This is a genomic window from Achromobacter aloeverae (assembly GCF_004121055.1).
In the GTDB taxonomy this organism is placed as follows: Bacteria; Pseudomonadota; Gammaproteobacteria; order Burkholderiales; family Burkholderiaceae_B; genus Bordetella_C; species Bordetella_C aloeverae.
In genome coordinates, this window is the sequence record NZ_PYAL01000003.1 from 626,058 (window position 1) to 642,450 (window position 16,393).

Genomic DNA, 16,393 nt, shown 5'->3' on the forward strand with positions numbered 1-16,393 from the left:
TTTTCGCCATGCTAACTCAGCGCGGCGTCACCGGGGTGACGGGCTGGTCCACGCCTGTCCGTCGCGGCCGACCTGTCCCGGTCGAGCCGTATCCAGCGGCGCTCAATCCATCAGCACCCAGACTTCGTCCCCCTCCAGCCGCGCCGGCCACGCGCGCAGGGCCTGGGTGGCGTCCTCCACGCATTGTCCATCCCGCAGGCGGAAATGCTGTTTGTACATCGGCGACGCCACCACCAGTTCGCCGGCCAGGTGTGCCAGGATGCCGCGGCCGATGACGTTGGCGCCCGATTGCGGGTCCTTGTTGGACAGGGCGTAGACCGGTTGCTCCGGATGGTCGGGCACATGGAAGATCGCGACCTGGCGGCCGTCGACCAGGGCGACGACGCCCGATCCGGCAACGAGGTCGGCGCGCAGGCAGGCAGGCCGCCAGCTGGCGGTTGGGAGAGAGGCGGGCAGGGCGCTCACGATACGGACTCCTCGATGAGGGGAATGATTTTCTTGCCGTCCTGGACGGCGGTCGTGGCCGGCGCGGGGCGCGCCATGTCGGCCGGCCGTTTCTGGCCACGTTCGTCGACGAAGACGATGTCCGGGTCGCCGCCGCGCTGGTTCACGAAGGTACGGAAACGCTTGAGTTTCTCCGGGTCGGACAAGGCGTTGGCCCACTCGCACTCGTAGTTGTCGACCACGGCCTGCATCTGGGCTTCCAGCTCGGCGCCCAGGCCCAGGCTGTCGTCCAGCACGACTTCCTTCAGGTATTCCAGGCCGCCTTCCAGGGACTCGCGCCAGACCGACGTGCGTTGCAGCTTGTCGGCGGTGCGGATATAGAACATGAGCAGGCGGTCGATGGCGCGGATCAGGCCGGCGTCATCCAGGTCGGTGGCGAACAGTTCCGCGTGGCGCGGGCGCATGCCGCCGTTGCCGCACACATAAAGGTTCCAGCCGCGTTCCGTGGCGATGACGCCGATATCCTTGCTCTGCGCCTCGGCGCATTCGCGGGTGCAGCCCGACACGGCGAACTTCAGTTTGTGCGGCGCGCGCAAGCCTTTGTAGCGGTTCTCCAGGGTCAGGGCCATCTTGACGCTGTCCTGCACGCCGTAGCGGCACCAGGTGCTGCCGACGCAGGACTTCACGGTGCGGGTGGACTTGCCGTAGGCGTGGCCGGTTTCAAAGCCCGCCTCGATCAGCTCGGCCCAGATATCCGGCAGTTCGTGCAATTGCGCGCCGAAGAAATCGATGCGCTGGCCGCCAGTGATCTTGGTATAGAGGCCGTACTTCTGGCCTATGCGCCCCAGGGCCACCAGCTTGTCCGGCGTGATTTCGCCGCCGGCGATACGCGGCACCACGGAATACGTGCCGTTTTTCTGCATGTTCGCCATGAACATGTCGTTGGTGTCCTGCAGGACGACGCGCTTGGGGTCCTGGATGGGCTGGTTCCAGCACGACGCCAGGATGGAGGCGACCACGGGCTTGCAGATCTCACAGCCCACGCTGCCCCGGCCATGCTTGCGCAGCAACTCGTCGAAGGACTCGATGGCGCCCACCCGCACCATGGCGTAAAGCTCCTGGCGGGTGTGGGCGAAGTGTTCGCAGAGGCTTTTGTCCACCGTGACGCCGCGCCGGGTCTGTTCATGCTCGAACACTTGCTTGAGCAGGGCCGCGCAGCCTCCGCAACCCGTCGAGGCCTTGGTGCAGGCTTTGACTTCTCCCAGCGTGCCGCAGCCGCCGTCGATGGCGGCGCGGATGGCGCCCTTGTCCACGTTGTGGCAGGAGCAGACGACCGCACTGTCGGGCAGGGCGTCGGCCCCCAGCAGGGGCGCGCCGCTGGTGCTGGGCAGGATCAGGCTGGCGGGTTCGGCCGGCGCGGCCATGGCGTTGACGGTGTATTGGAGCAGCGTGTCGTAGTAGCTGTTGTCGCCGACCAGGATGGCGCCGAGGATGCGCTTGCCGTCCGCCGACACCACCACGCGCCGGTAGCTGGCGCCGGCTTCGTCGACGTAGCGGTAGCTGCGCGCACCCGGCGTGGCGCCGTGGGCGTCGCCGATCGAACCGACGTCCACGCCCAGCAGCTTGAGCTTGGTGGACATGTCCGCGCCCTGGAAGCGCAGGCTGTCGTCGCCGCACAGCTGCGCCGCCGCGACGCGTGCCATCTGGTAGCCGGGCGCCACCAGGCCGAAGGTCTGGCCTTCCCATACCGCGCATTCGCCGATGGCGTAGATGTCGGGGTCGCTGGTGCGGCAGCACGCGTCGATCGCCACGCCGCCGCGCGCGCCCATCGCAAGGCCGCCGATCTTGGGCAGTTCGTCGCGTGGACGTATGCCGGCGGAGAACACCACCAGGTCGGTTTCCAGCGCCTCGCCGCCTACGAAGTTCATGCGGTGACGGTAGCGCTGGCCCGGTTTGATCGATTCGGTGGCGCGCGATACGTGCACGTGCACGCCCAGCGCCTCGATGCGCGCGCGCAGCGCCGCGCTGCCTTCGGCGTCGAGCTGGGCGGGCATGAGGCGCGGCGCGAATTCCACCACATGCGCTTCCAGGCCCAGCTGGCGCAGCGCATTGGCGGCCTCCAGGCCCAGCAGGCCGCCGCCCACCACCACGCCGCGCCGCGCGCCCGCGGCGGCGGCGCGGATCTGGTCGAGATCGTCCAGCGTGCGATAGACCAGCCGGGATGTCGCGGCGGCCCCTTCGACGGGCGGCACGAAGGGATAGGACCCCGTGGCCAGGATCAGCTTGTCGTAGTGCCGAGGGCCCCCGCTGGTGGCCAGCGTGTGCCCGGCGCGATCCAGCGCCGTGACCTTGACGCCCAGATGCAGGGCCAGGCCGTCGTGCTGGTAGTCGGCCGCGTCGCCCAGGCGCAGCGACGCCGCGTCGCGTCCGGCGAAGTATTCGGACAGATGCACCCGATCATAGGCGGGGAGGGATTCTTCGCCGTAGATCTCGATGCGATATCGCGCGAGCGCGCCGCCGGCCACCAGTTGCGCCACGCAGTGATGGGCCACCATGCCGTGGCCGACGATGGCCAGGATGGGACGATCCGGGTGAGGAAGGGGTGTGGTCATGAATTGCTCGCCTGTCGGTGTTGCGCAATCGGACTGCGAAAAGCAAAAGGCGCCTCGGACCATCAAGGTCCGAGGCGCCTTTGCCTCACTTGCCATGCGGATCGCCGGCGCGAGCCGGCGGTTGATTCAAGCAAAGCAATGTCCATGCCAAGAAACGGACCGTTGCGGCGTGACGTTGATTCCCCCGGGGACGCCGGCGCGAAAACGTCGGTGCGGGTGATTCGCGCCTGGCGGCGGGCGCGCGCCGATGGTGCGTCTTGGTGCATGCCTGCCCCACGCTGTGCACTGAACGGGGGCGTGTGGCAAGGAGGGAATTCGCACGCTGCGCGGCGGTGTGCGTTTAAACCACGCCTGGCGTGCGCGCCGGCGCGCCGCGCTTGGACGCCCCGGGGGCGCGTGCGAAGATAGCCGCAGGTCCCGCGTCAGACGGGCCAACTTATCCGCCAGTTTGCTTTACCCGAAAATGACGACCCACCCCTTGGTAATCCGGTCCATGCGCTATGCGCGTCGACTGTCTCGCCCGCTGATGGACCCGCATCGGCGCTATCAGAATGCAAAGTTCATCCACGCGACGCGCGTCGCGCTGGGCATCCTCATCACTATCGCGTTCAGTTCCATCGCGCGCCTTCCGCACGCGGAGTGGTCGACCATTTCACTGATCATCGTGATCGGCGGCCTGCAGCACCACGGCAACATCCGCAAGCGCGCGGCCGAACGCGCGCTGGGGACGATCATCGGAGCGGTCTACGGCCTGTTGATCATCCTGCAGCAATCGTATTTCGGCCTGTTCCCGCTGACGTACCTGCTGATGGCGGTGGGCTGCGGCGTCTGTGCGTATCACGCCATCGGCAAGGGGGGCTACATCGCCCTGCTGTCCGCGGTGACGCTGGTGATCGTGGCCGGCCATGGCGACAATCAATTCGACGAAGGCCTCTGGCGCGCCATCAACGTGTTCATCGGCATCGTGGTGGCGCTGCTGTTGTCCTTCGCCTTGCCGCTGTATGCCACGTATTCCTGGCGCTTCAAGCTGGCCGATACCCTGCGTGGCTGCGCGCGCGTCCATGAACGCATCGTGCAGCACGAGCCGATATCCAATGAGGAGCACTTGAAGGAAATGGCGCGGCTGGGCAGCGCACTGGTGCAACTGCGTTCGCTGATCCCGTCCGTCTCCAAGGAAGTGCACATGCCGGTGGCCAGGCTGGAGAGCGTGCAGCGCAGCCTGCGCATCGTGATCAGCTGCCTGGAAATCCTGTCCTCGAGCACGGCGGACCGTCCTGTCGACGCGAGCGAGACGGCCGCGGACTCGCCGGCGGGGACGCGCCCTGGGCACGGCAGCCATGTCAGCGACATGCTGTATGGCATGGCGCGGGCGCTGAAATCCGGATCGGCGCGGCGACTGGCGTCACCGCCGCGTAACGGCGCGCAGGATCTGTCGGCCAGCGGCACGGTGGCCGGCATGCTCGCCACCGAGGTCGAGCAGATCCGGGCTACGCTGGCGGGAACGGCGTCGCGCTGGGCGGTATGAGCCGCGCCGGCGGGAGCGGATGCTCCGGGGGCCGCGGTCCTGCGGGCCGCGACGGCGCGGCTCGGGTTGCGCGATCCGGAGTTTGCGCCGTTCACGAGCAATGTTTCGCAAGTCATTGATTTTAATTAATTAATCTACTTGCTCACCAGGCTATCCCTAAGCTTGTCCACATAAATTGTTGATAACCGGTGGCAGAAGGCCGCGGATTGTCCTCAGTCGGCCGTCCGGCGTGACGGCTGGCGCATTCATGCTGGCGGTTTGCGCATTTCTTGAGCATTGCCCCGCAATGGCGACTTGCCCATGCGCCGCGGGGTGGCCGCAACGGCAACTTGCGAGGTTTTCGACCATCCTTCCTCAAGTCGCTGAGGTAAAAGGAGTTTTCATATTTCTCCCATGACTATCCCAAGCCTATCCCAGGGCTTTTCCACATAAAGTGTTGATAACCGGAAGGGGGATGCGTTATCCCCAGGATTGTTGAAAACTCCTGGGGGTCGCCGTCGCTCTAAGATGGGCGGACCGACGTCGCCCGTCCGGGCGGCACCAACCGGCAGCACCCCAACCCGCTACAAAGGAGACCGCCATGGCCGCCACACCCGTGCAGGCCCGTCGCATCGTCCTGGCCGCCCGTCCGCAAGGCGAGCCCAAGGAGACGGATTTCCGCAGCGAGACCTTTACGCTCGGCGAGCCCGAGCCCGGCCAGGTATTGCTGGAAAGCCTTTATCTTTCGCTGGATCCCTATATGCGCGGCCGCATGAGCGACGCCAAGTCCTACGCGCCCAGCGTCGCCCTGGGCCAGACCATCGTCGGCGAAGTGGTGGCGCGCGTGCTGGCCAGCGCGGCGCCGGGCTATGCGGTGGGCGACCTGGTGCTTGCCCATGCGGGCTGGACGACGCATGCCCTGATGGATGCCAAGGGCTTGGTGAAAATCGATCCCGCCACGGCGCCCTTGGAAACGCGCCTGGGCGTGCTGGGCATGCCCGGCTTCACCGCGTACGCGGGCCTGCGTGAAATCGGCCGGCCGCGTGCGGGAGAAACCGTGGTCGTGGCGGCTGCCAGCGGCCCCGTCGGATCCCTGGTGGGCCAGTTGGCCAAGCGGGACGGCGCGCGCGCCGTGGGCATCGCCGGCGGCGCCGACAAGTGCGCGTACGTCAAGAAGGAGCTGGGCTTCGATGCGGTGATCGATCATCGCCGCGACGATATGGCGCAGGCCTTGGCCGCCGCGTGCCCTGACGGCATCGACGTGTATTTCGAGAATGTCGGCGGCGCGGTGTGGGAGGCCGTGTTCCCGCTGCTCAATGCCTTTGCCCGCGTTCCCGTGTGCGGCCTCATCGCCGACTACAACGGCACCAGCGCCCCCAGTGGCGACCTGACGGTGCCGGGCCTGATGCGCGGCGTGCTGACCAAGCGGCTGACCTTGCGGGGCTTCATCAACTACGACCTGGAGTTCTATCGCGAGGACTTCCTGCGGGAAGTCGGCGCCGGCCTGCGCGACGGCACCATCCGCCATACCGAGGACATCAGCGTGGGGCTGGACAGCGCGCCGCAGGCCTTCATGGGGATGCTGAAGGGCCGCAATTTCGGCAAGGTGCTGGTGCGCCTGGCGCAGTAGGCGTGGCGCCGGCGGCCGGCGTCGCGGCTGAGGCTGGGGCTGCGGGTTGTGCCGTATCGCCCTCCGGTTTCACGGCATCGGCGCCTGCATCGGCGCCTGCATCGGCTTCCGGCGTTTCCAGTGCGCCGCCGCCCACGGCCTTGTAGATCGCCACCAGGTCCATGCGCAGGCGGCTATCGCTGTCCGCCAGGTCGCTGCGCGCCTGCAAGTCGCTGCGCTCGGCGTCCAGCTGGGCCAGCAGGTCGGTCATGCCGCGCGCGTAGCGGGCGCGGGCCAGGCCGTAGGCGTCGGCGCTGCTGGCGGCTTTTTCGCGCAGGCGCGCATTGCGCTGGCGTTCGGCCCCGTAGGCGTTCAGGGCGTCGTCGATTTCCTGCCATGCCTTGAGCACGGTGCGCTGGTAGTCGACCGCGGCTTCCTGCTGCTGCAGCTCGCGCAGCACCACGACGGAGCGGCGCCTGCCCATGTCGAAGACCGGCAGGTTCAGGGTCGGGCCGATCTGCCAGTTGCGCGTGCCCCAGTCACCGAAGCGATGGCCTTGGTAAGACTCGTAGCCAAAGCCCGCGCCCAGCACGATGCGGGGATACAGGTCCGCGGTGGCGACGCCGATATTGGCGGTGGCCGAATGCAGCCGGTATTCCGCGGCGCGTATGTCGGGACGATGCAGCGCGACTTGCGAGGGCAGGCCCAGGCTCAAGTCCGGCAAGGGCGCGTAGGCGGGCATGTCCGCACCCGTGTCCGCATTTCCCCCCATGCCTGCATCCGGGCCCATGCCTGCATTTGCGACCGTGTTCGCGTTCGCCGGCATGCCCGCATTTGCCGCTGAGCGCGCGGCCAGCAGCGCCGTCAATTCCCCCGGCCGCGCGCCGGTCAGCAAGCCGATCTGGTTGATGGCGCCCGCCTCCTGCGCTTGCAGCCCCGGCAGCCGGGATCGCAGGTCCGCCAGCAGGGTGCGCTGGCGCGTCACGTCGAAATCATCGATCAGGCCGCCGCGCGCCCGCGCCTGTATCAGGTCCAGCGTATCGCCGGCCACGGCGATCTCGCGTTCGATGATGGCGCGTTGGCGCTGGGCCAGGCGCAGTTCGAAGTACGCGCGCGTCACTTCGCTCGCCACGGTCAGGCGCATGTCCTGCAGCATGGCGGCCGCGGCGCGGGTATCGGCGTCGGCGGCTTCCACCGAGCGGCGCACGTGACCCCACAAGTCCAGTTCCCAGGAGGCATCGAAGCCGGCCTGGTAATCCGTGAAGGGCGAGCTCAGTTCGCGGGCCAGCTGGTCGCGCTGCTGGGGCGCCACCAGGTCCAGCAGGCGCGTGCCGGCGGCATATTCGCTGCTGCGCTGGCGCTGTATCGCCGCGTTGGCGTTGACGGCGGGGCCCCGTTGCGCCGCCACCGTGTCGCGCTGCGCGCGGCTTTGCGCGAAGCGCAGGGCGGCGCTGCGCAGGTCCGGGCTGGCGGCCACGGCGCGCTGTTGCAGCTGGTCCAGCACGGGGTCCTGGAATTGCGTCCACCAATCCGCCGGCAAGGGCGCGTTTGCGACGGCCAGTCCGGCCGCCAGCGCCGGATCGCCGCTGCGCCATGCGGTCCAGTCGTCGGGCGCGGCGGGCGCCGGTGCCTGGAAGTCCGGGCCGACGGCGCAGCCGGCCAGCAGGGACAGCATGAGAATGAGGGTGCGTGGCGTGCGACGTATCATGGTGTCTCCCTCAGGCCAGCCGGTGGCGGAACAGCCAGGCGGCCAGCGGCAGGGTCAGCGCGGCGATGCAGGCGAAGGGAATGAAGTCCATCCAGACGGCTTGCAGTCCCGCGCCTTCCAGGTACACGCGCCGCACCAGGTCGATGGCGAAGCGCAGCGGGTTGGCGTAGGTGGCAATCTGCATGACCTGCGGCATGTTCTTGACCGGCGTGGCCAGGCCCGACAGCAGCACCAGCGGCATCAGCAAGACGAAGGTGTAAAGCATGGCTTGCTGCATATTGGCGGAAACGGCGGAGATCGACAGGCCGATGCCGACCACGGCGATGGTGAAGCCGAGCAGTCCCAGCGCCAGCGGCAGCAGATGCCCCGCCATGGGAATGCGGAACCAGAACAGGGACACCAGCAGGATCAATGCCGATTGCATGAGGCCGATGGCGATGGACGGAAGGGCCTTGCCGATCATGATTTCCAGCGGCGTGTAGGGCGTGACCAGCAGTTGGTCGAAGGTGCCCTGCTCGCGTTCCCGCGCCACCGAAAGCGAGGCCAGGATCATGGTCTGCATCATGCTCAGCCCCGCGATCAGGCCGGGCAATATGCTCCAGCGCGTTTCCTGGTTGGGGTTGAACCAGGTGCGCGAGATGACGCTCACGGGCGCCGGCGCGAGCCCGGACTGGCTGGCGTTGAACGCGGCCACCACGGCGCGTATCTGCCCGGCGGCCGTGCCGGCGGTGGTGGAGTTGCGGCCGTCGAGTATGACTTGCAGCGGAGCGGGCGCGCCGGCGGCCAGCTGCCTGGCGAAGTCGGGCGCGAATTGCAGCACCAGCAAGGCCTTGCCCGAATCGATCACCGGCGCGATCTGCGAGGACGACTGCAAGGTTGCCACGCGATGGAAAACCCCCGTGCCATCCAGGCGGGCCAGCAGCTCCGTCGATTCCTGGCTGCGGCTCTGGTCGACCACCGCGTAGGGGACGTTGGTCAAGTCATAGGTCGCGGCGTAGCCGAACAGCAGGCTTTGCAGCAGCGGCGGCACCGCCAGGATGACCCGGCTGGCGGGGTCCTTCAGGATGGCGAGGAATTCCTTCTGGCAGAGATTGCTCAAGTGGCGCAGGAAGGCGAGCAGCGAGGCCATGGTCGTCAGTCCAGTTTTTTCCGGGTCAGGGCGCGCGCCAATCCCAGCAGCACGACGGCATAGCCGGCCAGGATCGCGCAATCCTTGATGATCAGCGGCCAATAGTCGCCGGCCAGGAACAGCGACTTCACCAGTTCCATGAAATACGTGGCCGGCAGCAGGTGTCCGATGATGTTGACCGCGAGAGGGACATTGCGCAGGTCGAACACGAAGCCGGACAGCATCATGGCCGGCAGGAAGCTGGCCAGGATGGCGATCTGGCTGGCAAGGAACTGGTTCTTGGTGAAGGCCGAGATCAGCAGGCCGATGCCCAGGGCCACGAACATGTACAGCATGGACCCCAGCAGCAAGGCGAACATGGAGCCGTGGATGGGCACGTCGAACAGCAGGCGCGCCGCGAACAGGCACAAGGCCAGGCCCAGCAGGCCGACGCCGAAGTAGGGGATGATCTTGGCGATCAGTATCTCCACCGGCCGCACCGGCGTGACGAAGAGGGCTTCCAGCGTGCCGCGTTCCCATTCGCGCGCCATCACCAGGGCGGTCAGGAAAGTGCCTATCAGCGTCATGATCAGGACGATGAGGCCCGGCACCAGGTACCAGGTGCTGTCGTTGGCGGCGTTGAACCAGATGCGGTCGACCACCACCACGCTGCCCGATGGCGAGCCGGGCGCTTCGCCGCGCGCCTGCTGCTTCTGCATCCACGTTGCCACCGCGCCCTCCACATAGGCCTGCACCGCCAGCGCCCGGGTGGGGTCGCCCCCTTGCAGCAGGGCTTGCAGCACGGCGTCGCCGGCGGCCAGGCGGCGCGCGAAGTCGCTGGGGATATAGAGCAGGGCGTCGGCCTGTTGCGCCGCCATGATGCGTCGGCCTTCCTGGAGGCTGCGTACCGCACGGGCCGAGAAAAATGGCGAATGCGCGAGCGTGGCCTGGATTTCATAGGCGGGTGGCGAACTGTCCTCCATCACCACCACGACGTCGGCATTCTTGACGTCCAGCGACAGCCCATAGCCGAAGATCAGGATCAGCACGATGGGCAGGCCAATGCCGATCAGCAGGTTGCTGCGGTCGCGCAGCAGTTGGCGGAATTCCTTGCGGGTGAGCGACCACAGGCGGCGCCAGAAGCCGCCGGGCGCGGGGCGCGGGGAGGTCATGTCGCGGTCCCTCCGGCCCCGCTGGGCGGCGGCGCGGCGCCATGGGCGCGCGGTGTTTCGCCGGCGCCGTGATCCCCGGGTTCGGTGTCCGGCCGCGCGTCCGCGCCGCGCCGTTGCTCGCGCGCCCTTTCCACGATGCCGATGAAGGCCTGTTCCATGTCCAGCTTGTGCTCGGCGGTCTCGCCGGCCTGCGCGCGCACTTCCGCCGGCGTGCCCAGCGCCAGCAGCTTGCCGGCGTCCTGGATGACGATACGGTCGCAGTACTCCGCCTCTTCCATGAAGTGGGTGGTGATGACGATGGTCGTGCCGGTTTCCGCCAGCGCCGTGATGCGGCGCCAGAAGGCGCGCCGCGCAAGCGGATCGGCGCCGCTGGTCGGTTCGTCGAGGAACAGGATCTCGGGTTCGTGCAGCAAGCCGACGGCCATGGCCAGGCGCTGCTTGACGCCGCCGGGCAGGTGGCCGGCCGGCATTTGCAGCAGGTCCGACAGCTGGAACTGGCGGGCGACTTCGGTCATGCGGCCATGCAGGCGGGCGCCGAACAGACCGTAGGCGCCGCCGAAGAAGCGCAGGTTCTCATAGGCGGAGAGATTGCCGTACAGCGCGAACTTCTGCGACACATAGCCGATGCGGCGGCGCGCCTGCGCGCGGGCCTTGCGCATGTCCAGTCCCGCCACCTGGGCGTAGCCGCTGCTGGCGGGCAGCAGGCCGCACAACATGCGGAAGGTGGTGGTCTTGCCGGCGCCGTTCGGGCCCAGCAGGCCGAAGATCTCGCCACGCGCGACGCTGAAGGTGGTGCGGTCCACCGCGGTGAAGTCGCCGAACTTGCGCACGAGGTCACGGACTTCGATGACGGGGCCATTGCCATTGCCGTTGCCATTTCCATTGCCATTGCGGGACGGCGGCGGTGCGGACGGGATCGCGCCGACGTCGTTGCCGGGGGCTTTTCCAGCGACGTCCCGTGGCGGCGCGTCCGTCCCGTCCGCCCCGCCGGCGCCGGTGCGCAGCAGCACCATGAAGCCATCCTCCAGCCGGGCTTCCACGGGTCGCAGGCGTTCGGCGGGAAGTCCCAGGTCGGCGCCGTCCACGCGCTCGCGCAGGATGAGGCGCACCTCGCCGCCCTGCGGCACCGCGTCGATGACCGTGTCGGCGCGGTCCAGCAGGCTGGCTTGCAATTCGCGCGGGGGGCGCGCGTCGGCGGGAGCGATGGCGAAGCAGCGGCCGCGCGCGTGCCGGCTGATGTCCTGGGGCTGGCCGGCCGCCAGCACGCGGCCTTCATGCAGCACATAGACTTCACCGCAGCGTTCCGCCTCGTCCAGGTACGCGGTGGTCATCAGCACGGACAGGCCTTCGGTCTCGACCAACTGCTGCACGATCTCCCACAGCTCCCGGCGAGAGAGCGGGTCCACGCCCACCGTGGGCTCGTCCAGCAAAAGCAGGTCGGGCGAGCGCACCAGGGTGCAGGCCAGCCCCAGCTTCTGCTTCATGCCGCCGGAAAGCTTGCCGGCGGGTCGGCGGGTGAAGCGGGCCAGGTCGGTCATGTCCAGCAGGCGGCCGTAGCGTTGGCGCCGTTCGTCGGCGGTCACCCCATGCAGGTCGGCGTACAGGTCGAGGTTTTCCTGCACGCTCAGGTCTTCGTACAGGCCGAAGCGCTGCGGCATGTAGCTGATGCGGTTCTGGATGGCTTGCGGCTGCCTGGCGGCATCCAGTCCCAGTACGCGCAGCGTGCCGTCGTCGGGATGCATGAGCCCCGCGGCCAGCCGCAGGAACGTGGTCTTGCCGGCGCCGTCAGGGCCGACCAGCGCGGTCAGGGCGCGGGCGTGCACACGCAGCGAGACATCGGCCAGCGCCTGCACATGGCGGCGCGCCTCTTTTTCATAGAAGCGCTTGTGCACGCCGTCGGCCTCGACCGCATACGCGTCGTGGCCGGCGGTTGCTTCGTGGACCTGGATGCCGGCCGTCATTGGCGCCGCGCGGGCGTGTTGGCGGCGATGGTCGGCGCGGCCGGCGCGGACAGCGTGGACGCCGCCGGCGCGCCAGGCGCGTCGTCGGCCTGCCTTTGCAGGACCACCGTGGCCGGCATGCCCAGGCGCAACTCGTCGCGCGGGTCATCGACCAGCACGCGCACCTCGTAGACGAGGTCCGTGCGCAAATCCTCGGTCTGCACGCTCTTGGGCGTGAATTCGGCGACCGACGAGATATAGCCGACGCGGCCCGGCAGGGCGCGCTTGTTCGAACTGTCGGTATAAACGTCGGCGTGCATGCCGCCGCGCACGAAACCCAGCTGCGTTTCGTTCACATAGGCGCGTACCCATTTCGGATCGGTCAGCGCCAGCGTATACACCGGCCGCTGCGGGGACGCCATGTCGCCCGGCTCCAGCAGGCGGGCGCGCACGATGCCATCGCGCGGCGCCGTCAATTGTCCCAGGTCGATCTGGTGCTGCAGCAGGGCGGCCTGGGCTTCGGCGGCACGCAGGCTGGCCTGCGCCTGGGCGATGTCTTCCTGGCGGGGGCCGATCCGCGCCAGCTTCAGGGATTTGCGGCGGTCTTCCAGATTGGCCTGCGCGACGCGCAGCTGGGCCACCGCATTGTCGATATCCTGCTTGCTGACGCCGCGCCCATGGGTGTCCGCGGCCACGCCGCGCAAACGCCGCAACTGCTGCGCGGCCAATTCCGTCTGGGCTTCGGCGGCGCCGACCTGGGCCTGGGACTGTTCCACCTCTTCCGGCCGGGTGCCGTTGCGCAGGCGCGCCAGCGCTTCCTGCTGCGCGTCGGCCTGCGCGCGCACCTGGGCCAGCTGCAGCGCCAGCGTGCGCGTGTCCAGTACCGCCAGCACCTGCCCGGCCTTGACCTTGTCGCCTTCCTCCACCCGGACTTCGCGCACCCGTTCACTGCCTTCGAAGGCCAGCGAGACCTGGCGGATGTCGATATTGCCGTAGAGGGTGATGAGCCGATTGTCGGCGGCGGGCCGCAGCCACAGCCAGAGACCGGCGGCGATGGCCGCCACGAGGATCACGCAGACGATGACGGTTTTTCTCATCCAGCCTATCCGCTTGAAGGACCAGAGCCATTTTCAATGGGTCAAGCTCTGAAAACAGATACCACTGTGACTGAATCACGTGGGCCGATTTGTTACGATACCCTTTTTTCCGCGGCCGGTATGGCCGCGTGTCATTTGGGCATGGCGCAGGATTTATTGTCCGGGTTTAAGCAGAGCCGATGAAGACTTGGATCAAACGCATCGTATTGGCCCTGGCCATTCTGGTGGCGGTAGTGGTGGCCGCCGCGGCCGTGTTCGTCCTCACGTTCGACCCCAATGCCTACAAGGCGCGGCTGCAGGAAATGGTCAGCCAGCGCTTTCACCGCACGCTGATCATCGATGGCGACATCGACATGACGCTGTTCCCCACGCTGGGACTGACGCTACAGGGCGTGTCACTGACCGAACCGGGGCGCGACGAGTTGTTCGCCTCGGTGGAGGATGCCCAGGTTTCCGTCGCAATCTGGCCGCTATTGTCGAAGAAGCTGGTCATCGACCATTTGACCTTCAGCGGTGTCAAGGCGCGCGTGGTGCGGGACAAGCAGGGCCGGTTCAATTTCGCGGACCTGGTGGGCGGGCCTGCCCCGGTTGCCGCCACCCCCGACGCCACCCCCGACGCCAGCGCCACGCAAGCGGCCGCCGGCGCCCCCGCCGCGCTCGGCCAGCCCGTGGCCGGAAACGCCGCCGCATCCCCCATGGTGGGTGGCATGCGCATCGACATCGCCGGCGTCGACCTCAAGGACGGCGAATTGCAATTGCAGGACGACCGGGCCGGCCTGGCGCTGACCGTGACGCAGCTGGAAGCCACGACCGGCCGCGTTCGCTACGACCAGCCCTTCCCGGTCAAGCTGTCCGCGCATTTGCAGGGCACGGCGCCGGTGCTGGACGCCGACCTGACGGGGCAGGCGAAGCTGAGCCTGAACCCCGCGGGTCCCCGCTACGCCGCCGAGGACATGAACTTGCGCCTGGGTGGCCGCCTTGGCGATGCCCAGGCCAAGTCCCTCACCGCACGCGGCAAGCTGGGTTTCGATGGCGGCAAGCTGGACGCCGCGGGCCTGGAGCTGGTGTTCGAGGGCGACGTGCGCGACCCCGGACATCCGCTGTCCAATGTCGAGGCCACCATCGCGGCGCCGGCGCTGATGTTCGATCCAGCCAGGCATGAGATGCGCGTGGACAAGCTGACGGTGCGGGCCAAGGGCAGCGCGCCGCGCGGGCCTTTCGAGCTGGCGCTGGACGCGCCGGCATTGAGCCTTACGCCGGCGGGGGCATCCGGCGCGACGCTGGGCGGCCGCTTGCGGCTCAATGGCAGCGATAGCGTGGATGTCCGCTTTGGCCTGAAAGGGATAGGCGGCAACGTGGATGCGCTCAGCGTCGAAGAGGTCAAGGCGCAAGCCACGATTTCCTATGACGTCCAGCCCGCGGTGCAAGCGCCCGCCGTGGCACCCCCGGCGGGAAGCGCCGCTCCGGCGCGGCCTGCCGGCAAGCCCGGGACCCGCGATGTCGCCATTACGCTGGCGTCGCCGCTGACGCTGGACCTGGCGCGCCGGACCGGCGCGCTGCCCTCGGTGCAAGGCAATATCGCCATCACCGATCCCGGCCTGCCGCAGGGCGCCATGCAGATTCCGTTGACGGGCGCCGTCAGCGTGGACCTGGCGCAAGCCCTTGCCGAGGCCACCGTCAACGCGCAGCTGGAAGGCGGCAAGTTCGACCTTAAGGCATCCGTTGCGCAACTGGCCACGCAGCCCGCCATCACGTTCGCGCTGGCGGTCGATCAGTTGGACCTCGACAAGTTGGTCCCGGCCGGCGCGCCGCGTCCGCCCGCCGCTGGGCCGGCGGGCAAGGGCAAGGCGGACGCGCCGGTCCAGCCATCCGCGCCGGCCGACGCGGCCGCGCAAGCGGACGCCGTGGATTTCAGCGCATTGGCCGGAGCGACCGCCAAGGGCACCGTCTCCATCGGCAAGCTGGTGGCGCGCGGCTTGCGCGCCGATGCCGTCAGCGGCAACGTGGCGCTGGCGCGAGGCCGGCTGGAACTCAGCGGATTATCCGCCGCGCTGTATGGCGGCAAGCTGGCGGGCGCCTTCTCGCTCGACGCCGAGCGGGAGAACGCCATGAGCGCGCGCCTGAACCTGAATGGCCTGGCGGTCGGCCCCTTCCTGGCCGATGTGGCGGGCCGCCGCGCGTTGACGGGGACGGGCGACGTGGCCCTGGACCTGAAGACCAAGGGCGCCGACGTCGGGGCCTTGAAACGCCAATTGTCGGGCGCCGCGCAAGTGCGGCTGCGCGACGGCGCCGTGCAGGGCATCAACGTGGGGCAGGTCTTGCGCGACATCAAGGCGCTGGTGCTGTCGGGCAAGCGCGAGGACAGCACGGAGGTGCAGGCCGACGCGTCGCGCGAAACCGCGTTCTCGCGCCTGAGCGCTGACCTGGCCTTCGCGAACGGCGTGGGCACGTTCAAGCAGCTGGAACTGGTTTCGCCGCTATTGCACGTGACCCAGGGCTCGCCCGCGCGCATCGATGTGGGCGCGGACACGGTCGACCTGGTGGCGCAGGTCCGCATCGCCGATGCGCCCCCGCGCAGCGAGGGCCTGGACGAATTGCGCGGCCTGGGCGTGCCCGTTCATGTGCATGGTCCCTATGACCACCTGGCCTACCGGGTCGATTGGCGCGCCATGGCCGGCGATCTCGCCGCCCGGGCCCTGCAACGCGGCTTGAAGGATGCATTCAAGCGCAAGAGCGGCAAGCCGGAAGAACGACTCAAGGACCTGGGCAACGTACTTAAAGGAATTACGGGGAAATGAACGCACCCATCTATCATCCGGTGGCCGATTGCGGCGGCACCGACAACCCGCAGGCCGCCGCGTACGAGCGGCGCTGGCTGCTGGTGCACTCCGGCGGGCAGTGGCTGACGCGCGGCATCTGTCCGCGCCTGGCGGAGATCACGGTGGAACTGCGTTTCGGTTATCTAGTGTTGCGCGCGCCGGGCATGCTGCGCATCGATATCCCGCTGGACGTCATCGAGGATGACGACAGCGTGCGCGAAGCAATCATGGTGGGCACGCATGCCGTGGACGTGGTGGACGAGGGTGAACTCGCCGCCGCCTGGGTCTCCAATTTTGCCGGTATCCCTTGCCGCCTGATGAAGGTGCATCCGGACATGGGGCCATTCGACTGGCCGCAGTGAGATGGCCCGAGGGTGGCC

The 16,393-nt window shown here is 68.2% G+C and carries 11 protein-coding genes; 4 read left to right on the plus strand and 7 right to left on the minus strand.

Features of this window, described 5'->3' with window-relative positions; genetic code table 11:
* Nucleotides 1-102 precede the first annotated feature (102 nt).
* Together nirD and nirB are read right to left on the minus strand one after the other, a co-directional pair.
* The gene (gene nirD, locus C7R54_RS13805; RefSeq protein WP_338026166.1) at nucleotides 103-465 is read right to left on the minus strand and encodes a nitrite reductase small subunit NirD; all 363 of its coding nucleotides are present in this window, start codon (nucleotides 463-465) and stop codon (nucleotides 103-105) included.
* Entirely contained in the window at nucleotides 462-3,056 is a 2,595-nt protein-coding gene (gene nirB / locus C7R54_RS13810; RefSeq protein ID WP_129150980.1) for a nitrite reductase large subunit NirB, read from the minus strand. Before nirB ends, nirD begins: the two co-directional genes overlap by 4 nt.
* Nucleotides 3,057-3,519: 463 nt before the next feature.
* Here nirB and C7R54_RS13815 point away from each other — a divergent pair, with 463 nt between their 5' ends.
* Both C7R54_RS13815 and C7R54_RS13820 read left to right on the plus strand, forming a co-directional pair.
* The gene (locus C7R54_RS13815; protein ID WP_240039513.1) at nucleotides 3,520-4,581 is read left to right on the plus strand and encodes an FUSC family protein; all 1,062 of its coding nucleotides are present in this window, start codon (nucleotides 3,520-3,522) and stop codon (nucleotides 4,579-4,581) included.
* A gap of 580 nt (nucleotides 4,582-5,161) precedes the next feature.
* Complete coding sequence (locus tag C7R54_RS13820) at nucleotides 5,162-6,190, plus strand: NADP-dependent oxidoreductase (RefSeq protein WP_129150981.1); 1,029 nt, start codon at nucleotides 5,162-5,164, stop codon at nucleotides 6,188-6,190.
* Here the strand turns inward: C7R54_RS13820 and C7R54_RS13825 are convergent.
* The 5 genes from C7R54_RS13825 to C7R54_RS13845 are packed head-to-tail and all read right to left on the minus strand — an operon-like array spanning nucleotide 6,132 to nucleotide 13,194.
* On the minus strand, nucleotides 6,132-7,877 hold the full coding sequence (locus C7R54_RS13825; protein WP_204524331.1) for a TolC family protein: 1,746 nt from the start codon (nucleotides 7,875-7,877) through the stop codon (nucleotides 6,132-6,134). The two genes, C7R54_RS13820 and C7R54_RS13825, sit on opposite strands and share 59 nt — an antisense overlap.
* A gap of 10 nt (nucleotides 7,878-7,887) precedes the next feature.
* A complete protein-coding gene (locus C7R54_RS13830) occupies nucleotides 7,888-9,006 on the minus strand; it encodes an ABC transporter permease (protein ID WP_129150982.1) in 1,119 nt (372 codons plus the stop codon).
* A 5-nt stretch (nucleotides 9,007-9,011) separates the two neighbouring features.
* Complete coding sequence (locus C7R54_RS13835; protein ID WP_129150983.1) at nucleotides 9,012-10,157, minus strand: ABC transporter permease; 1,146 nt, start codon at nucleotides 10,155-10,157, stop codon at nucleotides 9,012-9,014.
* Nucleotides 10,154-12,118 carry an ATP-binding cassette domain-containing protein gene (locus tag C7R54_RS13840; protein ID WP_129150984.1) on the minus strand — a complete coding sequence of 655 codons (1,965 nt, stop codon included), beginning with the start codon at nucleotides 12,116-12,118 and terminating at the stop codon, nucleotides 10,154-10,156. Before C7R54_RS13840 ends, C7R54_RS13835 begins: the two co-directional genes overlap by 4 nt.
* The gene (locus C7R54_RS13845) at nucleotides 12,115-13,194 is read right to left on the minus strand and encodes an HlyD family secretion protein (RefSeq protein ID WP_129150985.1); all 1,080 of its coding nucleotides are present in this window, start codon (nucleotides 13,192-13,194) and stop codon (nucleotides 12,115-12,117) included. Before C7R54_RS13845 ends, C7R54_RS13840 begins: the two co-directional genes overlap by 4 nt.
* A 179-nt stretch (nucleotides 13,195-13,373) precedes the next feature.
* Here C7R54_RS13845 and C7R54_RS13850 point away from each other — a divergent pair, with 179 nt between their 5' ends.
* Entirely contained in the window at nucleotides 13,374-15,992 is a 2,619-nt protein-coding gene (locus C7R54_RS13850) for an AsmA family protein (protein ID WP_129150986.1), read from the plus strand.
* Entirely contained in the window at nucleotides 15,989-16,375 is a 387-nt protein-coding gene (locus tag C7R54_RS13855) for an MOSC N-terminal beta barrel domain-containing protein (protein ID WP_129150987.1), read from the plus strand. Before C7R54_RS13850 ends, C7R54_RS13855 begins: the two co-directional genes overlap by 4 nt.
* Nucleotides 16,376-16,393: the final 18 nt, after the last annotated feature.

Excerpts from the sequence above, each read along its gene's own strand:
- C7R54_RS13835 (WP_129150983.1), bottom strand. The coding sequence starts at position 10,157 with ATGACCTCCCCGCGCCCCGCGCCCGGCGGCTTCTGGCGCCGCCTGTGG.
- C7R54_RS13850 (WP_129150986.1), top strand. The coding sequence starts at position 13,374 with ATGAAGACTTGGATCAAACGCATCGTATTGGCCCTGGCCATTCTGGTG.
- C7R54_RS13815 (WP_240039513.1), top strand. The coding sequence starts at position 3,520 with ATGACGACCCACCCCTTGGTAATCCGGTCCATGCGCTATGCGCGTCGA.
- C7R54_RS13845 (WP_129150985.1), bottom strand. The coding sequence starts at position 13,194 with ATGAGAAAAACCGTCATCGTCTGCGTGATCCTCGTGGCGGCCATCGCC.
- C7R54_RS13820 (WP_129150981.1), top strand. The coding sequence starts at position 5,162 with ATGGCCGCCACACCCGTGCAGGCCCGTCGCATCGTCCTGGCCGCCCGT.
- nirB (WP_129150980.1), bottom strand. The coding sequence starts at position 3,056 with ATGACCACACCCCTTCCTCACCCGGATCGTCCCATCCTGGCCATCGTC.
- C7R54_RS13830 (WP_129150982.1), bottom strand. The coding sequence starts at position 9,006 with ATGGCCTCGCTGCTCGCCTTCCTGCGCCACTTGAGCAATCTCTGCCAG.
- C7R54_RS13840 (WP_129150984.1), bottom strand. The coding sequence starts at position 12,118 with ATGACGGCCGGCATCCAGGTCCACGAAGCAACCGCCGGCCACGACGCG.
- C7R54_RS13825 (WP_204524331.1), bottom strand. The coding sequence starts at position 7,877 with ATGATACGTCGCACGCCACGCACCCTCATTCTCATGCTGTCCCTGCTG.
- C7R54_RS13855 (WP_129150987.1), top strand. The coding sequence starts at position 15,989 with ATGAACGCACCCATCTATCATCCGGTGGCCGATTGCGGCGGCACCGAC.